Origin of the sequence: Aeromicrobium alkaliterrae, assembly GCF_039529015.1 — a bacterium.
Taxonomy (GTDB): Bacteria; Actinomycetota; Actinomycetes; order Propionibacteriales; family Nocardioidaceae; genus Aeromicrobium; species Aeromicrobium alkaliterrae.
This window is the reverse complement of the sequence record NZ_BAAAME010000004.1, coordinates 707,943-728,838: the sequence shown is the minus strand read 5'-3', so window position 1 is coordinate 728,838 and position 20,896 is coordinate 707,943. Positions and strand designations below refer to the sequence as shown.

General features: G+C 70.6%; 19 protein-coding genes. 14 read left to right on the top strand and 5 right to left on the bottom strand.

Annotated features, from left to right (window positions below; translation table 11 throughout):
• The first annotated feature begins 3 nt into the window (after nucleotides 1-3).
• Both ABD127_RS11620 and ABD127_RS11615 read left to right on the top strand, forming a co-directional pair.
• On the top strand, nucleotides 4-798 hold the full coding sequence (locus ABD127_RS11620; protein WP_344201536.1) for an FAD binding domain-containing protein: 795 nt from the start codon (nucleotides 4-6) through the stop codon (nucleotides 796-798).
• Entirely contained in the window at nucleotides 795-3,494 is a 2,700-nt protein-coding gene (locus tag ABD127_RS11615; protein WP_344201533.1) for a molybdopterin-dependent oxidoreductase, read from the top strand. The genes ABD127_RS11620 and ABD127_RS11615 overlap by 4 nt, the downstream gene beginning before the upstream one ends.
• A 118-nt stretch (nucleotides 3,495-3,612) precedes the next feature.
• On the opposite strand, the gene ABD127_RS11610 is transcribed toward ABD127_RS11615, so the two are convergent.
• A complete protein-coding gene (locus tag ABD127_RS11610) occupies nucleotides 3,613-4,542 on the bottom strand; it encodes an XdhC family protein (protein ID WP_344201530.1) in 930 nt (309 codons plus the stop codon).
• A gap of 101 nt (nucleotides 4,543-4,643) precedes the next feature.
• Between ABD127_RS11610 and ABD127_RS11605 the strand changes: the two genes are divergently transcribed.
• The 9 genes from ABD127_RS11605 (at nucleotide 4,644) to ABD127_RS11565 (ending at nucleotide 12,569) form a co-directional block, all read left to right on the top strand.
• Nucleotides 4,644-5,129 (top strand): nucleoside deaminase, encoded by a 486-nt coding sequence (locus tag ABD127_RS11605; protein WP_344201527.1) that lies wholly within the window; start codon nucleotides 4,644-4,646, stop codon nucleotides 5,127-5,129.
• Nucleotides 5,130-5,364: 235 nt separating this feature from the next.
• Complete coding sequence (locus ABD127_RS11600) at nucleotides 5,365-6,417, top strand: ABC transporter substrate-binding protein (RefSeq protein WP_344201525.1); 1,053 nt, start codon at nucleotides 5,365-5,367, stop codon at nucleotides 6,415-6,417.
• 6 nt (nucleotides 6,418-6,423) lie between these two features.
• The gene (locus ABD127_RS11595) at nucleotides 6,424-7,251 is read left to right on the top strand and encodes an ABC transporter ATP-binding protein (protein WP_344201522.1); all 828 of its coding nucleotides are present in this window, start codon (nucleotides 6,424-6,426) and stop codon (nucleotides 7,249-7,251) included.
• Between the two features lies 1 nt (nucleotide 7,252).
• Nucleotides 7,253-8,044: an ABC transporter permease gene (locus ABD127_RS11590; RefSeq protein WP_344201519.1), complete on the top strand. Its 792-nt coding sequence runs from the start codon at nucleotides 7,253-7,255 to the stop codon at nucleotides 8,042-8,044.
• A gap of 1 nt (nucleotide 8,045) precedes the next feature.
• Entirely contained in the window at nucleotides 8,046-8,909 is an 864-nt protein-coding gene (locus tag ABD127_RS11585) for an ABC transporter permease (protein ID WP_344201517.1), read from the top strand.
• Nucleotides 8,902-9,465: a nucleotidyltransferase family protein gene (locus ABD127_RS11580; protein ID WP_344201514.1), complete on the top strand. Its 564-nt coding sequence runs from the start codon at nucleotides 8,902-8,904 to the stop codon at nucleotides 9,463-9,465. The genes ABD127_RS11585 and ABD127_RS11580 overlap by 8 nt, the downstream gene beginning before the upstream one ends.
• A 38-nt stretch (nucleotides 9,466-9,503) precedes the next feature.
• Nucleotides 9,504-10,172, top strand: coding sequence for a GntR family transcriptional regulator (locus tag ABD127_RS11575; protein ID WP_344201511.1), 669 nt, complete (start codon nucleotides 9,504-9,506; stop codon nucleotides 10,170-10,172).
• Nucleotides 10,173-10,317: 145 nt separating this feature from the next.
• The gene (locus tag ABD127_RS11570) at nucleotides 10,318-11,862 is read left to right on the top strand and encodes an NCS1 family nucleobase:cation symporter-1 (RefSeq protein WP_344201507.1); all 1,545 of its coding nucleotides are present in this window, start codon (nucleotides 10,318-10,320) and stop codon (nucleotides 11,860-11,862) included.
• Between the two features lie 2 nt (nucleotides 11,863-11,864).
• On the top strand, nucleotides 11,865-12,569 hold the full coding sequence (locus ABD127_RS11565; RefSeq protein ID WP_344201504.1) for an aspartate/glutamate racemase family protein: 705 nt from the start codon (nucleotides 11,865-11,867) through the stop codon (nucleotides 12,567-12,569).
• Nucleotides 12,570-12,597: 28 nt separating this feature from the next.
• On the opposite strand, the gene ABD127_RS11560 is transcribed toward ABD127_RS11565, so the two are convergent.
• Both ABD127_RS11560 and ABD127_RS11555 read right to left on the bottom strand, forming a co-directional pair.
• Nucleotides 12,598-13,014, bottom strand: coding sequence for a VOC family protein (locus ABD127_RS11560; protein WP_344201502.1), 417 nt, complete (start codon nucleotides 13,012-13,014; stop codon nucleotides 12,598-12,600).
• A gap of 127 nt (nucleotides 13,015-13,141) precedes the next feature.
• Nucleotides 13,142-13,963 carry a class II aldolase/adducin family protein gene (locus ABD127_RS11555; RefSeq protein WP_344201499.1) on the bottom strand — a complete coding sequence of 274 codons (822 nt, stop codon included), beginning with the start codon at nucleotides 13,961-13,963 and terminating at the stop codon, nucleotides 13,142-13,144.
• A 181-nt stretch (nucleotides 13,964-14,144) separates the two neighbouring features.
• On the opposite strand from ABD127_RS11555, the gene ABD127_RS11550 reads away from it, so the two are divergent.
• From ABD127_RS11550 to ABD127_RS11540, 3 genes are all read left to right on the top strand, one after another.
• Complete coding sequence (locus tag ABD127_RS11550; protein WP_344201496.1) at nucleotides 14,145-15,311, top strand: alpha-hydroxy-acid oxidizing protein; 1,167 nt, start codon at nucleotides 14,145-14,147, stop codon at nucleotides 15,309-15,311.
• 187 nt (nucleotides 15,312-15,498) lie between these two features.
• Nucleotides 15,499-17,019 carry a long-chain-fatty-acid--CoA ligase gene (locus ABD127_RS11545; protein WP_344201493.1) on the top strand — a complete coding sequence of 507 codons (1,521 nt, stop codon included), beginning with the start codon at nucleotides 15,499-15,501 and terminating at the stop codon, nucleotides 17,017-17,019.
• An 11-nt stretch (nucleotides 17,020-17,030) separates the two neighbouring features.
• The gene (locus ABD127_RS11540; RefSeq protein WP_344201491.1) at nucleotides 17,031-18,761 is read left to right on the top strand and encodes a CocE/NonD family hydrolase; all 1,731 of its coding nucleotides are present in this window, start codon (nucleotides 17,031-17,033) and stop codon (nucleotides 18,759-18,761) included.
• Nucleotides 18,762-18,840: 79 nt separating this feature from the next.
• Here the strand turns inward: ABD127_RS11540 and ABD127_RS11535 are convergent, their stop codons facing one another.
• Both ABD127_RS11535 and ABD127_RS11530 read right to left on the bottom strand, forming a co-directional pair.
• Nucleotides 18,841-19,752, bottom strand: a complete 912-nt coding sequence (locus ABD127_RS11535; RefSeq protein WP_344201488.1) for an AEC family transporter — start codon at nucleotides 19,750-19,752, stop codon at nucleotides 18,841-18,843.
• A 31-nt stretch (nucleotides 19,753-19,783) separates the two neighbouring features.
• A complete protein-coding gene (locus ABD127_RS11530; RefSeq protein ID WP_344201485.1) occupies nucleotides 19,784-20,875 on the bottom strand; it encodes a mandelate racemase/muconate lactonizing enzyme family protein in 1,092 nt (363 codons plus the stop codon).
• Nucleotides 20,876-20,896 lie beyond the last annotated feature (21 nt).

Below are 20,896 nucleotides of genomic sequence, written 5' to 3'. Positions count from 1 at the left end.
GCGATGGACCTCGACACGGTGACCTCACTGCGACCTGCGGGGTCGCGCGACGACCTGCGCCTGGCGCCGGGGGAGGGCTTCCTCGCGGGCGGCACCTGGCTGTTCTCCGAGCACCAGGACCACCTCACGGGTCTGGTCGACCTGACGACGCTCGGCTGGGAGCCGTGGACGTCGACGGTGGACGGCGTGGCGATCGCGTCGACCTGCACGATCGCGCAGCTGCTGGGCCTGACCGACGTCCAGGGCGCGCGGCCTGCGTTGTTCCGCAGCTGCGCCGAGGCCTTCCTGATGTCGGCCAAGATCTGGCGCACCGCCACCGTCGGGGGGAACGTGTGCCTGGCGCTGCCCGCCGGCGCGATGATCTCGCTGCTCACGGCGCTCGACGCCGAGGCGCTGGTCTGGACCCCCGACGGCGGCGAGCGACGTGAGGGGGTGGTGGACCTCGTCGCCGGCGTGCAGTCCACGACGCTGGCCCCGGGCGAGGTCGTGCGGTCGTTCCTGGTGCGGCACGAGGCCCTCGCCGCGGCGGCGGTGTTCCGTCGCGCGTCGTTGACGTCGCTCGGGCGGTCGGCCGCCGTCGTGATCGCGCGCCGCGACGGCGACGGGCTCGTGCTGTCGATCACCGCCTCGACGCCTCGCCCGCACGTGCTGCGCTTCCCGCACCTGCCGGCCGCCGCCGAGCTGTCCGAGGCCCTGGACCCGATCTCCTGGTACGACGACCCGCACGGCGCGCCCGACTGGCGCGAGGCCGTGACGCGCCACCTGGCCGCCGAGGCCTGCCAGGAGCTCGGGGCATGAGGATCAACGGCCGCGACGCGGATGGCACGCCGCTGCCGGGCCAGTGCCTGCGGACATTCCTGCGCCAGGAGGGCGCGACGGACGTCAAGAAGGGGTGCGACGCGGGCGACTGCGGCGCGTGCTCGGTGCTGGTCGACGGGACAGCGACCCACGCCTGCCTGGTGCCCGCCGTGCGAGCGGTCGGTCGCGAGATCACGACGCTCGCGGGGCTCGGCACGCCCGAGCACCTGCACCCGGTGCAGCGGTGCTTCCGCGACGCCGCGGGGTTCCAGTGCGGCTTCTGCACCGCCGGCATGATCGTGACCGCCGCGGGGGAGGAGCTGGCGACGTCGACCGACCTCCCGCGCGCGATGAAGGGCAACCTCTGCCGGTGCACCGGCTACCGCTCGATCCGTGACGCGCTGGCGGGCACGACGAACGTCGAACGGCCCGAGGCCGGACAGGCGTGGGGACGATCGGTCGGGGCCCCCGCCGCGACCCGCGTGGTCACGGGCACCGAGCGGTACACGCTGGACGAGCCGGCGACGGACCTCCTGCACGTCGCGGTGCTGGGCAGCCCGCACGCCCACGCCCGGATCACGAGGATCGACACGACCCGGGCCGAGGGGATGCCGGGGGTCCACCTCGTGCTGACGCATCGCGACGTGCCGGACGTGCTGTTCTCGACCGGACGGCACGAGAACCGCCTCGACGACCCCGACGACACCCGGGTGCTCGACCGCGTCCTGCGCTTCCACGGCCAGCGGGTCGCGGTCGTCGTGGCCGAGTCCGTCGCGCAGGCCCGGGCCGCCTGCGCCGCGGTCGAGGTCGACTACGAGGTGCTGCCCTCGGTGCACGACCCCCGTGCTGCTCGAGAGCCGGGAGCCCCGCTGGTGCACGGCGAGAAGGACCCGGCGGCGACCCGCATCTCCGAGCCCGGCCGCAACGTCGTGGCGCAGCTGCACGACGAGCACGGCGACACCGCCGCGGCGCTGGCGCAGGCGCACGCGACGGTGAGCGGCACGTGGCGCACGGCACGGGTCAGCCATGCGGCGCTCGAGACCCACGGAGCGCGCGCCTGGATCGACGACGACGGCACGCTCGTCGTGCGGACCAGCACGCAGGTGCCGTTCCTCGTGCGCGACGAGCTGGCGCGACTGCTCGACCTCCCGGTGGCCCAGGTCCGCGTGGTCGTGGGCCGGGTCGGTGGTGGGTTCGGCGGCAAGCAGGAGCTGCTGACCGAGGACCTCGTGGCGATCGCGGCCCTGCGGCTCGGACGCCCCGTGCAGTACGAGCTCACCCGCACCGATCAGTTCACGATCGTGCCGTGCCGTCACCCGATGGAGGTCTCGGTGACCCTCGGGGCGGACGCCGACGGCACGCTGACGGCGATGGTGGTCGACGTCCTCAGCGACACCGGCGCGTACGGCAACCACGCGCCCGGGGTCATGTTCCACGGCTGCCACGAGTCGGTCGCGGTCTACCGGTGTCCGAACAAGAAGGTCGACGCCGAGGCGGTCTACACCCACAACCTGCCGTCGGGGGCCTTCCGCGGTTATGGGCTCGGGCAGGTGATGTTCGGGATCGAGTCGGCGATGGACGACCTCGCGAGGGCCCTCGACCTCGACCCGCTCGAGCTGCGGCGCCGTAACGTCGTGGTGCCGGGCGACGACTTCGTCGTGGCCGCGATCGAGGAGACCGACCTCGGTTACGGCTCGTACGGGCTCGACCAGTGTCTCGACCTCGTCGACGCGGCTCTGCGGTCGGGCCGCGGTGACCGCGCCCCCGACGGCTGGCCGACGGGCACGGGGACGGCGCTGGCGATGATTGCGACGATCCCGCCGCGCGGCCACTTCTCGTCGGTCCGGGTCGAGGTCGACGCGACGGGCACGTACACGGTCGACGTCGGCACGGCCGAGTTCGGCAACGGGACCACGACGGTGCACGCGCAGATCGTCGCGACCGAGCTGGCGACCACGCCGGACCGGGTCGTCCTCCGCCAGTCCGACACGGGCACCGCGGGCTACGACACCGGCGCGTACGGCTCGACGGGTTCGGTGGTCGCCGGCAAGGCGGTGCACGTCGCGGCCTCCCGTCTGCGGGAGCGGCTGCTGGCCGAGGGGGCGCGGACCGCGGGTCGGGCGACGGGCAGCGTGCGCCTGGGGCCTGACGGGGTGGTGCTGCCGGGTGGCGAGGTGGTCGGCTTCGACCGGTTGGCGCCCGAGGGCATCGGCGCGGACGGCTCGCACGACGGAACGCCCCGGTCGGTCGCGTTCAACGTGCACGGCGTCCGGGTCGCGGTCGACCCGGCCACGGGCGAGGTGCGGGTCCTGCAGTCGGTGCACGCCGCCGATGCCGGGGTCGTCATCAACCCGGAGCAGCTGCGGGGACAGATCGAGGGTGGAGTCGCGCAGGGCTTCGGCTCGGCGTTGTACGAGGAGATGATGCTGGACGACTCCGGCGAGGTCACGACCCGGACGTTCCGCAGCTACCGGGTGCCGCAGATGGCGGACGTGCCGGTCACCGAGGTGATGTTCGCCGACACCGTCGACGCGCTCGGTCCGCGCGGGGCGAAGAGCATGAGCGAGGCCCCGTACAACCCGGTCGCCCCTGCCGTCGCCAACGCGATCACCGACGCGATCGGCGTTCGCCCCCGCGAGCTCCCCCTGTCCCGCGACCGCATCTGGCGCCTCCTCCACCCCGCCCCGGGGCGGTGACTGACGCGCCATTCCCGCGGGTGGGCGGTGGGACACGCGCCATTCGAAGGCGCTGAACGACGCCTCAGCCACCGCTCGGTCGTGCGAACTGCGCCTGTCCCACCGCTCGGGGCAGGGCTCAGTGGATGCGGGTGCTCAGCTGCGACAACGGACGGCCGGACCGCCCGTTCCGCACCGTCAGGATCTCGGCGAGGATCGAGACCGCGGTCTGCTCGGGCGTCGAGGCGCCCAGGTCGAGGCCGATCGGGGAGCGCAGGCGCGACAGCTCGTCGTCGGTGACTCCCCGCTCGCGCAGTCCCGCGACCCGGTTCTCGTGCGTCCGGCGCGACCCCATCGCGCCGACGAAGCCGGCCGGCGACCGCAACGCGTGCTCGAGCGACGGGAGGTCGACCTTCGGGTCGTGGGAGAGCACGCACACGGCGTCGTCGGCCGACCACGCTCGTGCCGCGAACCACCGCCCGGGCCAGTCCACGACCACCGCGTGCGCGTCGGGGAACCGTTCCTTCGTCGCGAAGACCTCGCGCGGGTCGACCACGGTGACGCGGAACCCGCTGGCGGCACCGAGGCGGCACAGCGCGACGCCGAACTCGACGGCACCCACGACGACCAGCTCCGGCCGGCGCGCGGTGCGCAGCACCACGAGCGGCTCGTCCGTGCAGCTCGAGCCGTCAGCCGCGAGCGGTAGCACGGCATCGAGTCCGGCCGCGCTGCGTCGGAGCTGGTGCAGCCCCTCCTCGCCGAGCGAGGACAGGTCCGAGACGAGCACCGTGATCGTGCCCCCACACGTCAGTCCGGGTTCCACGAGGTCGCCGGCACCGAACTGCCTGACTCGCGCAGGCCCGCCCGCGAGCACGGCGCGCGCCGCCTCGACCAGCTCGGACTCCACGCAGCCACCGCTGATGCTGCCCAGCACCTGCCCGTCGCCCGTCAGGGCCATCGCGGCCCCGAGCGCCCGGGGCGCGCTCCCGTCGACCGCGACCAGCGTCGCGACGGCGACGCGGTGTCCACGGTCGAGCAGGTCGCACAGGGCGGGAGCGAGGTCGAGCACGAGATCGACGCTAGGAGACAAGTGTTTCAGCGCGTCGTCACGAGTGAAACGCCGGTGAAACACCTGCTTGCGACGATCGGGCCCCGGAGGAGGGATCACCCATGGACGACACACGCACCACGACCGACACCCAGTGGCTCGACCGCGCGATCGAGCTGGCGGTCGAGAACGTCGCGGCGGGCGGCGGACCGTTCGGCGCCGTGATCGTCGCCGGTGACGAGCTCGTCGCGTTCGGGCAGAACCGCGTGACGCGCGACCTCGACCCCACGGCCCACGCCGAGGTGCAGGCGATCCGGGCCGCGTGCCGTGCGGTCGGCGACTTCTCGTTGACGGGCCACACCCTGTACACGTCCTGCGAGCCCTGTCCCCTGTGCGTCTCGGCGTCACTGTGGGCTCGGCTCGACCGCGTCGTGTTCGCGGCCGACCGCGACGACGCGGCTCGTGGCGGCTTCGACGACCGGGCCTTCTACGAGCTGTTCTCGGTCGACCGCGCGACGTGGCCGACCCAGGTCGAGGAGCTCCGGCCGGCGCACGCGCCGGCCCCGTTCGACGCGTGGCTGTCGAACGTCGCCCGCACCGCGTACTGAGGGCGCCGGATCCCCCACGGCGTGGCTCGGTCGGGCGGGCGGTGAGCTACGCGTCATTCAGGGCCGGGGAACGGCGCCCCACGCACCGCCCGGCCGGGGACTTCTTAACTCCCGCGACATCAGCGCGGTACGCGTCGTGAAACGCGAGGCTCCTACGTTCACATCACGCAACGGGGGTTTCGTCGTGAGCGGCACCGGAGGGTGGCCGCCGCACCACACCGAATGGGAGTTCCACATGAAGTACTCACCTCGCTCGCGACGCTTGCGCGTCGCGACGGTGCTCGCCGCCGCCGGTCTCGTGCTCGCGGCCTGCGGTTCTGACTCCGACAGCGGGTCCGACGCGGAGTCCGGCGACTTCGGCGACCTGACGGTCCAGCTGTCCTGGATCAAGAACGCCGAGTTCGCCGGAGAGTTCTTCGCCGACTCGAAGGGCTACTACACCGACGCCGGCTTCAGCTCCGTCACGCTCAACGCCGGGCCGGGCGCCACCGAGAACCTCGTGCTCTCCGGCAACGCCGACTTCGGGCTCACCAACGCGGTCACGGTCGGTCAGATCGTCGCGGAGGAGGACGCGCCGCTCAAGATCATCGGCACGACCTACCAGAAGAACCCCTTCACGATCCTGTCGCTGCAGTCCGGCGGCAACATCGCGACGGTCGAGGACCTCAAGGGCAAGCGGATCGGTGTCCAGGCCGGTGGCAACGAGGTCCTGTTCGACGCGCTGCTCGCGGCCAACGACATCGACCCGTCCGAGGTCACGAAGGTGCCGGTCGAGTACGACCCGGCCCCGCTCGTCAACGGCGAGGTCGACGGCTTCCTGGCCTACGTCACGAACGAGTCGATCATCGTGGAGTCGCAGGGTCTGCCGGTCACCAACCTGCTGTTCGCCGACAACGGTCTGCCGTTCGTGGCCGAGAGCATCATCGCGACCGACGAGACGATCGCCAACGAGCCCGAGAAGGTCAAGGCGTTCCTCGAGGCGGAGATCCTCGGCTGGAAGGACGCCTGCAACGACATCGAGGGCGGCGCGGCCCTGGCGGTCGACGAGTACGGCAAGGACCTGGGCCTGGAGCTCGACAAGGAGGTCCAGCAGGCCACGATCCAGTGCGAGGAGCTGATCCTCACCGAGGACGTCCAGGCCAACGGGTTCTTCACGATCACCGACGACCTGATCGACGAGAACATGGCGACCCTCGCCGCGGCCGGCATCGACCTCGAGGCCGAGGACATCTTCGACCTCTCGCTGCTGACCGAGCTGTACGAGGACAAGCCCGAGCTCAAGGACTAGTCACTCGTGAACGCCATCGCCGGCACCGGTGCCCAGGGAGTCGAAGGCTCCCTGGGCACCGGGGTCCGCATCCAGAACCTCTCCAAGACCTTCACGCTGGGCCGCAAGAAGGTGACGGCCCTCGACGACGCCACGCTGTTCACCGACAAGGGCAGCTTCCTGTCGCTGCTCGGCCCGTCGGGCTGCGGCAAGTCGACGATCCTGCGGATCCTCGCGGGGCTGGAGAAGCCCACCAGCGGTACGGCGCTCGTCGAGGGCAAGAGCCCGCTCGAGCTGCGCCGTGACCACGAGCTGGGCATCGCGTTCCAGGACTCGGCGCTGCTCCCGTGGCGCAGCGTCCTGGCCAACATCCGCCTGCCGTTCGAGGTCTCGGGCACCAAGCCCGACGCGGCGCTGGTCGACGAGCTGATCCGCCTGGTCGGTCTCGAGGGCTTCGAGAAGGCCAAGCCGGCGCAGCTCTCGGGGGGCATGCGGCAGCGCGTGTCGATCGCGCGATCACTCGTCGTGAAGCCGTCGGTCCTGCTGCTCGACGAGCCGTTCGGCGCACTCGACGACATGACGCGTCAGCGCCTCAACGTCGAGCTGCTGCGGATCTGGACCGAGAAGCCCGCCACGACGCTGATGGTCACGCACGGCATCGCCGAGGCGATCTTCCTGTCCGACCGTGTCGCGGTCATGAGCCCGCGCCCGGGCCGGATCAAGGCGATCATCGACGTCGACCTGCCCCGCCCGCGACTGCCCGAGATGATGCGCACGCCGGAGTTCCACGCGCTGCACGACGAGGCGTCCGAGCTGCTGTTCGGCGCCGGCGGCGCCGCGACGGACGAGCACTGAGGTGGCGGCGGTGATCCCCGAGCGGGCCAGACCGTTCCTGATCGGCGGGGGCGGTCTGGTCGCCCTCGTGGGCGTCTGGTGGATCGCGGCGGCGACGGTGCTTTCGGAGAAGGAGATCCCGACGCCCGCCGGGGTGGTCGCCGAGTTCGGCGACACCGGCTTCGACTTCTACCGGGCGAACTTCACCGGCACGATCGAGGAGGCGTTCCTCGGGTTCCTGTGGGGCAACGGCCTCGCGCTCGTCGTCGCGTCGGTCGTGCTGCTGGTGCCCTTCATGGAGAAGGTCATCATGCAGGTGGCCGTCATCAGCTACTGCCTGCCGCTCGTCGCGCTGGTGCCGCTGCTGTACGTCGTGCTGGGTCCGCCGGAACCGGGCGACCCGAGCCCCACCGCGGTCGTGATCGCGGCGATCTCGGTGTTCTTCACGACGGTCGTCGGGGCCGTGCTCGGCTTCCGCTCGGCCGACCGGACGAGTCTGGACGTCGTCAGCGTCTACGGCGGGGGCCGGTGGCAGCAGATGCGTCGCGTGCAGGTCGTCGCGGCCCTGCCGTCGATCATCTCCTCCCTGCAGATCGCCGCACCGACCGCCTTCCTCGGGGCGATCCTGGGCGAGTACATCGGCGGGCTCGACCGTGGGGTGGCGCCGGCCCTGATCAACTCCGCGCAGAACCTCAACGCCGAGCGGGCCTGGAGCATCATGTTCGCGTGCGCGGCCGTCGCGGGCCTCGGGTACGCGCTGTTCGGCCTGCTCGGTCGCCTCGTGGCGCCCTGGGCCACCGGGAAGGTGGTGTGACGTGAGCGAGTTCGGCTTGGTCCCCCTCGAGGACCGCAGGAGCGTCGCGCGGCACGTGGCGATGGGACGGCTCCGCAGCGTCGGCTGGAACCTGGCCAGGACGATCCTCAGTGCCGTCTCGGTCGCGGCGATCACGCTGCTGCTGTGGGTCGCGTGGGTCGCGTGGGTCGACAACGACTTCATCGCGAAGGGCCCGGCCGACGTCTGGGCGTACCTCGTCGGCGACGAGGACGCCGGCGAGAACCGGGCCGAGGTGCTCGACCTGCTGGGCCGCACGCTGATCGACTCCGGGATCGGCTTCACGGCTGGCATGGCCGCGGCGATCGTGCTGGCGGGCCTCATCGTGCTCAGCAAGGGGATCGAGGCGGCCGTGATGCCCGTCGCGATGATCCTGCGTGCCGTGCCGCTGATCGCGATGGCGCCGGTCATCATCCTGATCTTCGGCCGAGGGTTCTCCTCGGTCGCGGTCATCAGCGGGATCGTGGTGCTCTTCCCCGCGCTCGTGACGATCGTGTTCGGGTTGCGGGCCGTCTCGCCGCAGATGCGTGACGTCGTGCACGTCTACGGCGGCAGCGACTGGGACGCCCTGCGTCGGGTCGCGTTCCCGTCGGCCCTGCCCTCGCTGTTCGCGGCGATCCGGATCTCCGTGCCGGGAGCGATCACGGGTGCCTTGATCGCCGAGTGGCTGGCGACGGGGCAGGGCATCGGCTACGGCGTGGTCTCGGCGGCGGGACGATCCCAGAACACGAAGGTGTGGGCGCTGGTCGTCGTGATCACCGTGGTCTCGCTCGTGCTGTACACCGTGGCGCAGATCGTGGAGTCGTTCGTGCTGAGTCGTTTCGGCAAGGAGGCGGGCCGTGCCTGACGGCGTGGCCGGCCTCGTGCTGGCCGCCGGTTCTGGCACCCGGTTCGGCCTGCCCAAGGCACTGGCACGCAGCAGCGACGGGACGGCGTGGATCGCGCTGGCCTGCGCGGCGCTGCGCGAGGGTGGCTGCGGGCCGGTGGTGGTCTCGCTGGGCGACCTGGCCGAGTGCGCCCTCCACCTGGTGCCGGCAGACGCGGAACCGGTGGTCGTGCGCGACCACGCCGTCGGGCTCTCGGCCTCGTTGCGGGCGGGCCTCGCGGCGCTGGAGGCGAGCTCGGCCGAGGTTGCGGTGGTGACTCTGGTCGACCTCCCGGAGCAGGCGCCCGAGGCGGTGCTGCGCGTGCTCGGTCCTCGCCCCGGTGCCCCGACGCTGCGACGCGCCACCTTCGACGCGGGGCCGGGCCACCCGGTCGTGATCGGGCGCGACCACTGGGGTCCGCTCGTCGAGCACCTGGCCGGCGACGTCGGCGCCCGCGCGTACCTCGCTGCCCACGGGGTCACGGGCGTCGACTGCACCGACCTCGGTGGAGGCCACGACGTCGACCTGGCATCGTGACGGGGCGTCGCCATCGGTCGCTCTTCGCGACGCGACTGGTGAACACGACGCCCGAGGGTGAGCAGCCGCAGGTCCTGGGCGACCTGCGCCGGGCGATGCTCGACGGGGACGAGCCGCCCGGGACCCCCATCCCGATCGACGCCGTCGCCGCGTTCTTCGGCGTCAGCCAGAACCCGGTCCGCGAGGCGCTCAAGATCCTGATCGGCGAGGGCCTGGTGCAGCACACGCCGCACGTGGGCTACCGGGTCGCACACCTGACGTTCGCCGAGTTCCGTGAGCTGTACGACGTGCGCCAGGCCTTGGAGTCGTCCGCGCTGCGGTCGGCCGTGGAGCACGCCACCCCTGCCGACGACCTGGCGCTGCGGGACGTCCACGAGTCACTGGCCGAGGCCGTCCACGCCGGTGACGAACGGGCGTACCACGCGCGGTCGCGGGAATTCCACATGACGCTCATCGCCCCGGCCCGCATGGCGCGTCTGCAGCGCATGTACGAGTCCGCCTGGAACATCACCGAGCCGGCACGGCCGATGGCCCGGGTCTCCCAGCCCGGGCGCGTCGCGTTCCACGGTGAGCACGACCGCATGGTCGAGGCCTTCGTCGCGCGCGACGCCGAGCGGCTCGTCGCCGAGAGCGCGACCCACTACGAGCACCTGCGGTCGGCGATCGAGGCGTTCGCCGGCGACCCGGACGTCTTCGTGCAGCCGTGAGGCGTGCCGGGACGGAATGCCTATATCCATCCCGTTACGCCGGGGTCATCGTGCGACGAGCGTGGACGAAACCTGGCGTTCCTAGCGTCGACGGCAGGCGACGAGGGCGTCGCTCTCCTCCTCACCCTGACCCCAGGAGCACCCCATGACCGACATCCACCACGAGACCGACGCCGACGTCGTCGAAGCCGCGGGCCACCCGCCGGGACGCGGCTGGGTCAAGAAGGGCTACGACCCCCGGCTCGCCAACGAGGACCTCGCGCCGCTGGAGGACCAGAGCTGGAACACCTACAACATCTTCGCGTTCTGGATGTCCGACGTGCACAGCGTCGGCGGCTACGTGACGGCCGGCAGCCTGTTCGCGCTCGGTCTGACGAGCTGGCAGGTCTTCGTGAGCCTGATCGTCGGCATCTGCATCGTGCAGCTGTTCTGCAACCTCGTGGCCAAGCCGAGCCAGGTCGCAGGAGTGCCGTACCCGGTCATCTGCCGCGCGTCGTTCGGCGTGCTCGGCGCGAACATCCCCGCCATCATCCGTGGACTCATCGCGGTGGCCTGGTACGGCGTGCAGACCTTTCTGGCGGCCACGTCGCTCAACATCGTCTTCATCAAGCTGTGGCCGGGTCTCGGCCAGTACGCCGACGTCGACCAGCACGGCTTCCTCGGCCTGTCCGCGCTCGGCTACGTCAGCTTCGCGATCCTGTGGGCCGTGCAGGCGGCCGTGTTCTGGCGCGGCATGGAGTCGATCCGCAGGTTCATCGACTTCTGCGGCCCGGCGGTCTACGTCGTCATGATCATCCTGTGCGGCTACATGCTCTGGAAGGCCGACTTCGACATCAGCCTGAACCTGTCCGACGTCGAGCTGACGGGGTGGCAGACCGTCACGACGATGCTCGGTGCGATCGCGCTCGTGGTCTCCTACTTTTCCGGACCGATGCTGAACTTCGGTGACTTCGCCCGGTACGGCAGGTCCTTCGACGCGGTGAAGCGGGGCAACTTCTGGGGCCTGCCGGTCAACTTCGTGGTCTTCTCGCTGCTGGTCGTGCTGACGGCCTCGGCGACGGTGCCGGTCTTCGGTGAGCTGCTGACCGACCCGGTGCACACCGTCGAGGCGATCGACACGCACGTCGCGATCCTGCTCGGCGGCCTGACGTTCGTGATCGCGACGGTCGGCATCAACATCGTGGCGAACTTCATCTCGCCGGCGTTCGACTTCTCGAACGTCTCGCCGCAGAAGATCAGCTGGCGGATGGGCGGCATGATCGCGGCCGTCGGCTCGATCCTGCTGACGCCGTGGAACTGGTACTCCAACCCCGAGGCGATCTTCTGGACGCTCGGCCTGCTGGGCGCCCTGATCGGCCCGCTGTTCGGCATCCTCATCGCCGACTACTACGCGGTGCGCCGCCAGGCGGTCGTGGTCGACGACCTGTTCACCCTGGACGAGGACGGGACCTACTACTACGAGCGGGGCTACAACCCGGCCGCGGTGATCTCGGTGACGGTCGCCGGGGCGATCTCGATCCTGACGGTCGTGATCCCGAAGCTGGCCGACGTGGTGACCTGGCTGCCCGACTACAGCTGGTTCGTGGGGTGTGCGCTGGGCGCCGGCCTCTACTACGTGCTCGCGCTGCGGATGAACATCGACGGCGTGGCCGACCGTCGGGCCGCCGCCCTGGCGGAGCAGGTCGCCTGAGCATGTGGATCAAGGTCGTCAATCCCAACACCACGGCGTCGATGACCGACACCATCGGTGCGTGCGCCCGGGCCGTCGTCGGCCCGGGCGTCGCCCTGGAGGTCGTCAGCCCCGCCGTGGGGCCGTCGGCGATCGAGAGCCACCACGACGACGCGATGAGCGTCCCGGGTGTGCTCTCCGAGGTCGCGGCGGGGGAGCGCGCCGGTGTCGACGCGTTCGTCATCGCGTGCTTCGGCGACCCGGGGCTGCTGGCGGCGCGCGAGGTCGCGACCGGTCCTATCGTCGGCATCGCCGAGGCCGCGATGCGGACGGCTGCCTATCTCGGACGGGGGTTCAGCGTGGTGACGACGCTGGCCCGCACCGTGGGGCACACCGAGGACCTGGCGCTGCTGTACGGGCTCGAGCGGCAGTGCCGCGGGATCCACGCGACCGGCATCGGCGTGCTGGAGCTCGAGACCGATCCGACGGCCTACGAGACGGTCCGGGAGCACGCGCGGGCCGCGCTCGCCGCGGACCGTTCCGACGTCGTCGTGCTGGGCTGCGCGGGCATGGCCGACCTCGGTGCGCGGTTGTCGGTCGACCTCGGGGTGCCCGTCGTCGACGGTGTCGCGGCCGGCGTGGCGCAGGCCGAGGCGCTCGTGCGACAGGGGTTGAGGACGTCGGGACGGGAGGAGCTCGCGCCGCCGAGGAACCTGCTGAGCGTCTAGAGGGGCGAGCGCCTGGGGCCCGGCCGTCTCAGCCGGCGGTGAGCTCGAGCGCGATGTTGTCGGGGTCGCGGAACTCCAGGATCGCCATGTCGCCGAGGTCCTTGATGCCCTCGTGGGCGATCCCGAGCTCGTCCAGCACCGCGACGGCCTGCTCGAGCGCAGCGCGGTCGGGCACGGCGAAGCTGACGTGGTCGAGTCCGGCACGGTCCTCGTCGAACTTGTCCTGCCCCGGTGCGACCGGGCGCAGGCCGAGCAGGCCCCCGGCGAAGGAGTAGATGACGCCGCCGAAGAGGAACGCGAGCTGCTCCTTCGTCTCCTCGTCGGGGTTGTCGGGGAGCTCGAAGGCGACGTCGAAGCCGAAGACCTGGTCGTAGAAGTCGCGCGAGACGTCGATGTCGCTGACGGTGAGTCGCACGTGGCTGAAGTCGTTCACGGTGACGGGCATGGTGCGTCCTGTTCGTCGGTGGGGGAGTGCCTCCACCGTGACACGGGACCGACGATGCCGCTGGGTGAGAGGGGCCCTGCGGTTGCCGGGCCCCTCTCGTTGCCACTCGTCGTGCTGGCTGCTGCCGTCAGTCGAACAGGTCGGGAGAGTCTGCGACGACCTGGTCCCACAGGGGCCGGAACTGGAACCAGCCGGCCACGGGGTTGCCGATCTGGTTCCGGACGTCGACCGCAGTGTCGTGGTCGATGAGCTTCGGAGTGCCGGCGGCCATCGCCTGCAGCTGCGTCTGGCACGAGCGCTCCATCGTGATGAACCACCAGGCCGCCGCCGCGACGCTCTGACCGACCGTGATCAAGCCGTGATTCTGCAGGATGGCGGCCTTCGCGTCTCCGAGCGCGATGCCGATCCGGCGGCCCTCCTCGAGGTCGTTGACCACGCCGCGGAAGTCGGAGTAGAGCCCGTGGTCCTCGTAGAAGGCGCATGCGTCCTGCGTGATCGGCGCGAGCGGGATGCCGAGCGAGGCGAACGCCTTGCCGTTGGGTGAGTGGGCATGAGCCGCGGCCACGGCATCAGGCCGCGCGCGGTGCACCTCGGAGTGGATGCAGAAGGCCGCCTTGTTCACCGGCCGCTTCCCGTGCAGCAGTGTGCCGTCGTGGTCGACGTGGATCAGGTCCGACACCCTGATCTGGTTGAAGCTCATCCCGAACGGGTTGACCCAGAAGGTCTCGGGGTGCTCAGGGTCGCGGGCGGTGATGTGTCCGGCGACTCCCTCCGAGAACCCGAGCTTGCCGAAGACTCGGAACGCTGCCGCGAGCTCGCGCTTCCGGTGCTCGCGTTCCTCGTCGATGGTCAGGTTGACGGGGGGCAGGGGCAGCTCGAAGTCGTCGGGGGCTGGCCCGATGCTGGCGCGGACCATCTCCAGGATGTCGGGGGTGACCGTGATCGTCATGACGTTCCCTCTCTCTGAGTGCAGGACTTTGAAGCGAATGTGAATTAGCATTCATGTTAGTTGGTAGTGTGTCAAGGGTCACGGCACGGTGGCCGAGGCTGCTGCCGACGCCTCGGGGCGCGCCCGGCCAGCGGGCCGCCCTTCCCCACGGATCAACCGGCACGAGAAGCGAGAGACGGACATGGCCAACTACGCGGACTTCAACCTCGGGATCTACTTCGCAGGGCTCGAGGGCGACAACCCGCCGCCATACCCTGTGACCTTCGCCGGTCTCGAGGCGGCGGCGCGGGAGAGGCTGGAGCACCGCCTGTTCGACTACGTCGCCGGCGGCGCCGGCGACGAGCACACTCAGCGCGGGAACGTCAGCGCCTTCGAGCGGTGGGGGATCGTGCCGCGGATGCTCTCCGGTGCGGCCGAGCGCGACCTGTCCATCGAGCTGTTCGGGCACCGGATGCCGACCCCGCTGCTGATGTCGCCGATCGGCGTCATCGGGATCATGACCGACGACGAGCACGGCGACCTCGCCACGGCCGCTGCCTCCGCGTCCTCCGGGGTGCCGATGGTGGCCTCGACGCTGATGCAGGACCCGATGGAGGACGTCGCCGCCGCGCTCGGTGACACGCCGGGCTTCTTCCAGCTCTACACGCCGAACGACCGCGAGGTTGCCGAGAGCTTCGTGCGCCGCGCCGAAGCCGCCGGCTTCGCCGGCATCGTGGTCACGCTCGACACCTGGACGCTCGGGTACCGACCCCGCGACCTGCAGCACGCGACGTTCCCGCAGCTGCGCGGATACTGCTTGGCCAACTACTTCAGCGATCCGGTCTTCCGCTCGCGGCTCGCCGTCTCGCCCGAGGAGGACCCGGTGGCCGCGACGATGCACTGGGCCGCGACCTTCGGCAGCCCGACCCTGACCTGGGACGACCTCGCCTGGCTGCGCGGGCTCACCGACCTGCCCCTCCTGCTCAAGGGGATCTGCCATCCCGACGACGTGCGTCGCGCCCGCGACGGCGGGGTCGACGGCATCTACTGCTCCAACCACGGCGGACGGCAGGCGGCCACGGCACCGGCGCTCGAGATGTTGCCCGGGGTCGTCGACGCCGCCGACGGGATGCCGGTCGTCTTCGACTCCGGTCCGCGCTCGGGTCCGGACATCGTGAAGGCGCTCGCGCTGGGCGCCACCGCGGTCGGCATCGGCCGCCCCTACGGCTACGGCGCCGCGATCGGAGGGCAGGCCGGGATCGAGTTCGTCCTCTCCTGCTTGCTCGCCGAGGCCGACCTGACGATGGGCCTGGGCGGGTACGCCAGTGTCGCGGACCTCACCCGGGACGCCCTCGTGCGTCTGGGCTGACGACGCCGGGCCGTCTCGGCCCGATCGTGACGACCGGCACGGGATCGCAGCGAGTGTTGCGGCCCCGTGCTGCGCCGCGCCCTGACGGCTCAGCGGTGATCCGGGTCACGCGGAGCGGTTGACATGGTGGCGGCCATGCCAGAAGATGAACGCGAACAACGGTTCACATTTAAGGAAGGGACAGCCCATGACGGAGCGCCACCTCGCTGGCCTGCTGGAGAGCTCGGCCGAGACGTATCCGGAGCGCATCGCGGTCGTGTTCGGCGACAGCCGACTGACCTACGCCCAGGTGAACGGTGCGGCGAACCAGGTCGCGAGCTTCCTCGTCGAGCGTGGCGTGAAGCCGGGCGACACGGTCGCGCTGTCGTGCCCGAACCTCCCGCACTTCGCGTTCGTCTACTTCGGCATCCTCAAGGCGGGCGCGACGGTGCTGCCGCTCAACGTGCTGCTCAAGGCGCACGAGATCGCCTACCACCTCGACGACTCCGGCGCGGCGGCCCACTTCGCCTTTGAGGGCACCGCAGAGCTGCCCATCGGCGAGACCGCGCGCGAGGCGGCCGAGGGCAGGGACGTCGACCTTGTCGTGTTCGCGGCGGCCTCGACGCCGTGGTCGCAGCACCCGCCGACGTTCGAGACGGTCGAGCGCGGCGGCGACGACACCGCGGTCATTCTCTACACGTCGGGCACGACGGGTCAGCCCAAGGGCGCCGAGCTGAGCCACGCCAACATGCGCCACACCGCCCTGGTGGCCGAGTCGATGTACGGCGCCGACGCCGACCACCCCGACACGTACCTGTGCGTGCTGCCGCTCTTCCACGCGTTCGGCCAGCAGGTCGTCCAGAACACGGCCTTCGCGTTCGGTGGCACGGTCGTGCTCCTGCCGCGCTTCGAGGCGGAGGCGGCCATCGGTCTCATGCTGCGCGAGAAGGTCTCCTTCTTCGCCGGCGTTCCCACGATGTACTGGGGCCTGCTCGGTGCCCTGACGCCGGAGCACCCGGTCGCCGAGCTCGCCGCCAACCTGCGCGTGGCCTCGTCCGGCGGCGCCGCGCTGCCGGTCGAGGTCCACAAGAACTTCCAGGAGCGCTTCGGCGTCACGATCCTCGAGGGCTACGGCCTCTCGGAGACCTCCGGCATCGCCTCGTTCAGCGTCGACGGCGAGGAGCCGCGCATCGGCTCGGTCGGGAGGCCGATCGCCGGCGTCGAGATGAAGCTCGTCAACGACGACTGGAGCGACGTGCCGGAGGGTGATCCGGAGGCGATCGGAGAGATCGCGATCAAGGGTCCCAACATCCTGAAGGCCTACTACGGCCGGCCCGAGGCGACGGCCGAGGCGATCCGAGACGGCTGGTTCCGCTCCGGCGACCTGGCCAAGAAGGACGCCGACGGCTACTACTTCATCGTCGACCGCTCCAAGGACATGATCATCCGCGGCGGCTACAACGTCTATCCGCGCGAGCTGGAAGAAGTGCTGATGCAGCACCCCGCGGTGTCCCTCGTCGCGGTCATCGGCGTCCCGCACGAGTCGCACGGCGAGGAGATCAAGGCCGTCGTCGTCAAGAACAAGGACCACGACGACGTCACCGAGGAGACGCTCGTCGCCTGGGGCAAGGAGCAGTTCGCCGCCTACAAGTACCCCCGCCTGGTGGAGTTCACGGACGAGCTCCCGATGACGTCCACAGGAAAGATCCTCAAGAGAGAGCTGAGCTGACGATGGCCACGATGCACGAAGAATCCACCGAGGTCGACGGGATCACGGTCGACCGGGACGTCCCGATTGCGATGAGCGACGGCGCGGTCCTGCGCGCGGACGTGTTCCGTCCGACGGAGGCCGGTCACTACCCGGTCATCCTGGCGATGGGTCCCTATGGCAAGGGTCTCCACCTGGCCGACGGGTACCCGGCGAACTGGCGACGCATGAACGAGGCGTTCCCGGAGGTCTCGGAAGGATCGACCGGGCGGTATCAGAACTGGGAGGTCGCCGACCCCGAGAAGTGGGTTCCGGACGGCTACGTGTGCGTCCGCGTCGACTCGCGGGGCAGTGGGCGTTCGCCGGGGTTCATGGACATCCTGACGGCCGTCCAGACCCGCGACTTCTACGAGTCCATCGAGTGGGCCGGGGTCCAGGACTGGAGCAACGGCAAGGTGGGTCTCCTCGGCATCTCCTACTTCGCGACCAACCAGTGGCAGGTGGCCGCCCTGCGGCCGCCCCATCTCGCGGCGATCTGCGCCTGGGAGGGCTTCGCCGACCACTACCGCGACGGCGGCCGCCACGGCGGCATCGCGTGCGAGTTCGTCCGCGGGGCCCAGGCTCGCCAGATGGTCACGGTCCAGTACGGCATGGGCAGCCGCGGGCCGGTCGACCGCAACACCGGACTCCCCGTCGGTGGCGACGTCGACCTCGACGACGACACCCTGCGGGAGAACCGGCGCGACCTCTACGCCGAGGTGCAGGCCCGCCAGCTGGACAGCGAGTTCTACCGGGAGCGCTCCGCCGACCTCTCCCGGATCCAGGTCCCGCTGCTCTCGGCCGGCAACTGGGGTGGGATGGGCCTGCACCTGCGCGGCAACGTCGAGGGGTACCTGGGGGCCGGGTCGGAGCTCAAGTGGCTCGAGATGCACGGCGACACCCACTTCAGCCCGTTCTACAACGATCGCGGCCTCGCGCTGCAGAAGCAGTTCTTCGGCACCTTCCTGAAGGACGAGCAGAACGGCTGGCTGGAGCGGCCCCCCGTCGAGCTGCTCGTGCGCCACCCGGGCGAGAAGTTCGAGCCGCGGTTCGAGCACGAGTGGCCGATCGCCCGGACCGAGTGGACCGAGCTCCACCTCTGCCCGGAGACCATGGAGCTCCGCACCTCGCCCGGCGCGTCGGGAACGCTGAGCTACGACCCTCTGCGGGAGGACCTCCGGTTCTCGCTGCCGCCCGCCGACCACGACCGGGAGTTCACGGGTCCGTCCGCGCTGAAGCTGAGGATCTCCTCCGCCACGGTCGACGCCGACCTGTTCGTGAGCCTGCGGCTCCTCGACCCCGACGGCACGGAGGTCACCTTCATCGGCTCCAACGACCCGAAGGTCCCGGTGGCGCTGGGATGGCTCCGCGCCTCCCACCGGCGCCTCGACGCCCAGAAGTCCGAGCCGTACCGCCCGGTGCACAGCCACGACCGCATCGAGCCGCTCGTGCCCGGTGAGCCGGTGGACGTCGACGTCGAGATCTGGCCCACGAGCATCGTGGTCCCGGTTGGCTACGTCCTGCAGCTCGGCATCGGTGGTCGTGACTACAGCAACGAGGGCACAGACTTCGAGAACGCGATGTACACGATGACCGGGGTCGGGCCGTTCACCCACAACGACCCGGTCGACCGCCCGGCCGAGATCTTCGGCGGCACGGTCACGGTGCACTTCGGCGCCGAGGCGTCGTCGTACCTGCTGCTCCCGGCGATCCCCGCCTCGTAGTTCTCACGGCGCACAGCGCCGACGCACGGCCCACGGGCACCTCGGCACCGCCGAGGTGCCCGTGGGCGTTGCCGGCCGCTCACCCCAGGACGAGCGCGATGATCAGGACCACCGGCAGCGACGCCACGGTGGTGACCAAGATCGTCTCGCGCGAGACGTCCTCGCCGACCCGGTAACGCGTCGCGTGCAGGAAGACGTTCTGAGCCGTGGGAAGGGCTGCCGTGACGACCACGCCCAGCAGGACCTGGTCGCGAAGGCCGAAGGCGACGCCGGCGGACCAGGCGACCAGGGGCATGACGAAGAGCTTCAGCAGGCTGGCGAGCAGAACTTCGCGGTTGTGGCCGGAGCGACCGAGGCGTGGGCTGAGCCTCACAGCGGCACCGTAGGACAGCAGCATGAGCGGGATCGCGGCGCCCGCGAGGAGGTCGAGGGGTGCCTCGGCGACGGATGGCACGAGCGACTCGGTCGCGGCCAGCGCGATGCCGACGATTGCTGCCAGCAGGAGCGGATTGGAGACGGTGCGCCGGGCCGTGAGGAGGAGCCCGCCTCCGCGGCCGGTGATCCGGTCGAGGGCGACCAACGACACGGGCTGGACGATCGCCATCTGCACCAGCAGTGCCGGGACGACGATCGTGACGTCGCCGACCACGTAGGCCGCCACGTCGAGTCCGAGGTTGCCGATGTTCACGTAGCTCGCTGACAGGGAGCCGACGAGCAGCGGCCCGGCGCTGGTGCGCCAGGCCAACCGGGCCGTCAGCGCGTAGAGGCCGAAGCAGGTCACCAACGACACCACTGACGTCGCCAGGTTGCCAATCTCTGCGTCGAGTGGGACCTCGCTGATCGTCGTGATCATGAGTGCGGGTCCGGCGACGAAGAAGGCGATCTCCCCGAGGGCCTGCTGCGTCTTGTCGTCCACCACACCGAAGTGCGCGAGCCCCATGCCGGCGACGATGCCGACGACGATCGCGCCGAAGCCGGTCAGCAGATCCATCGTGACCGAGCCTTCCGCGCGGGCCGAACTCCTACGTCGTCACCGCGTACTTCTCGAACGAGGCGGGATCGATGGAGACGCCGGTGCCGATCTCCTGACTCACGGACACGACGCCGTTCGCGATCGCCGGACGTACCGCGAAGAAGTCCTCGGGCAACCACTCGTAGTACTCGACGACCAGGGCGGTGGTGCTGCAGCACGCCAGCTGGCTGTGCAGCTCCCAGGACGTGTGGGGCGCCAGAGGGACGTTCCACGCGTCAGCGAGGGCGACGACGCGCATGAACTCCGTGATCCCACCCATGCGGTGCACGTCGGGCTGCAGGATGTCGACGGCCTCGTGCTCGAGCAGCTCGCGGAACCCGTAGCGCGAGTACTCGTTCTCGCCCGTGGCGATCGGTACGTCGACCCGGCCGCGCAGCCGCGCGTAGTCGTGGATCGAGTCGGTGATCATCGGCTCCTCGAGCCACGTGAGGTCCAGATCTGCCGTCGCTGCGGCGAATCGGCGCGTCGTGAGCAGGTCGTAGCGCTGGTTGGCGTCGACCATGACGCGGCCCGAGGGACCCACGACGTCACGGACGATCTCGACCCGTCGGACCGCGTCGTCGAGGTCCGCGCCGACCTTGAGCTTGACCCCCCAGAAGTCACGGGCGACGTAGGACTCCGCGGCGGCTCGTAGCTCGTCGTGGGTCATCGACACCCAGCAGCCGTCGCCGTAGACCGGGACCTCGGCACTGACGCTTCCCAGGTGAGCGTGGAGGGGCTGACCAGCCGTCGTGGCCCGCAGGTCCCATACGGCGATGTCGACCGCCGACAAGGCGTACATCGCCACGCCCTTGCGACCCCGACTCAGGGAGTGCATGAACATCCGCTGCCAGAGTCCTCGGACCTGCGCCGGGTCCGCGCCCACGACGAGCGGCACCAGCTCGGTGGCGATGAACGACGCCACGGACGCACCCCCGCCGCCGATGACGTAGGTCCAGCCTTCGCCCACCCGGCCATCGGTGTCCGTGACGCGCACGGTCACCACGCCAAGGACGTCCAGAGAGGATCCGTACGTGCTGCGGATGGGGTTCGGTTGCGGCACGGAGAGGTGGTGCACCTCGGCCTGGGCGATGGCGGCCATGAAGTCCTTCGAAGGTGGTGA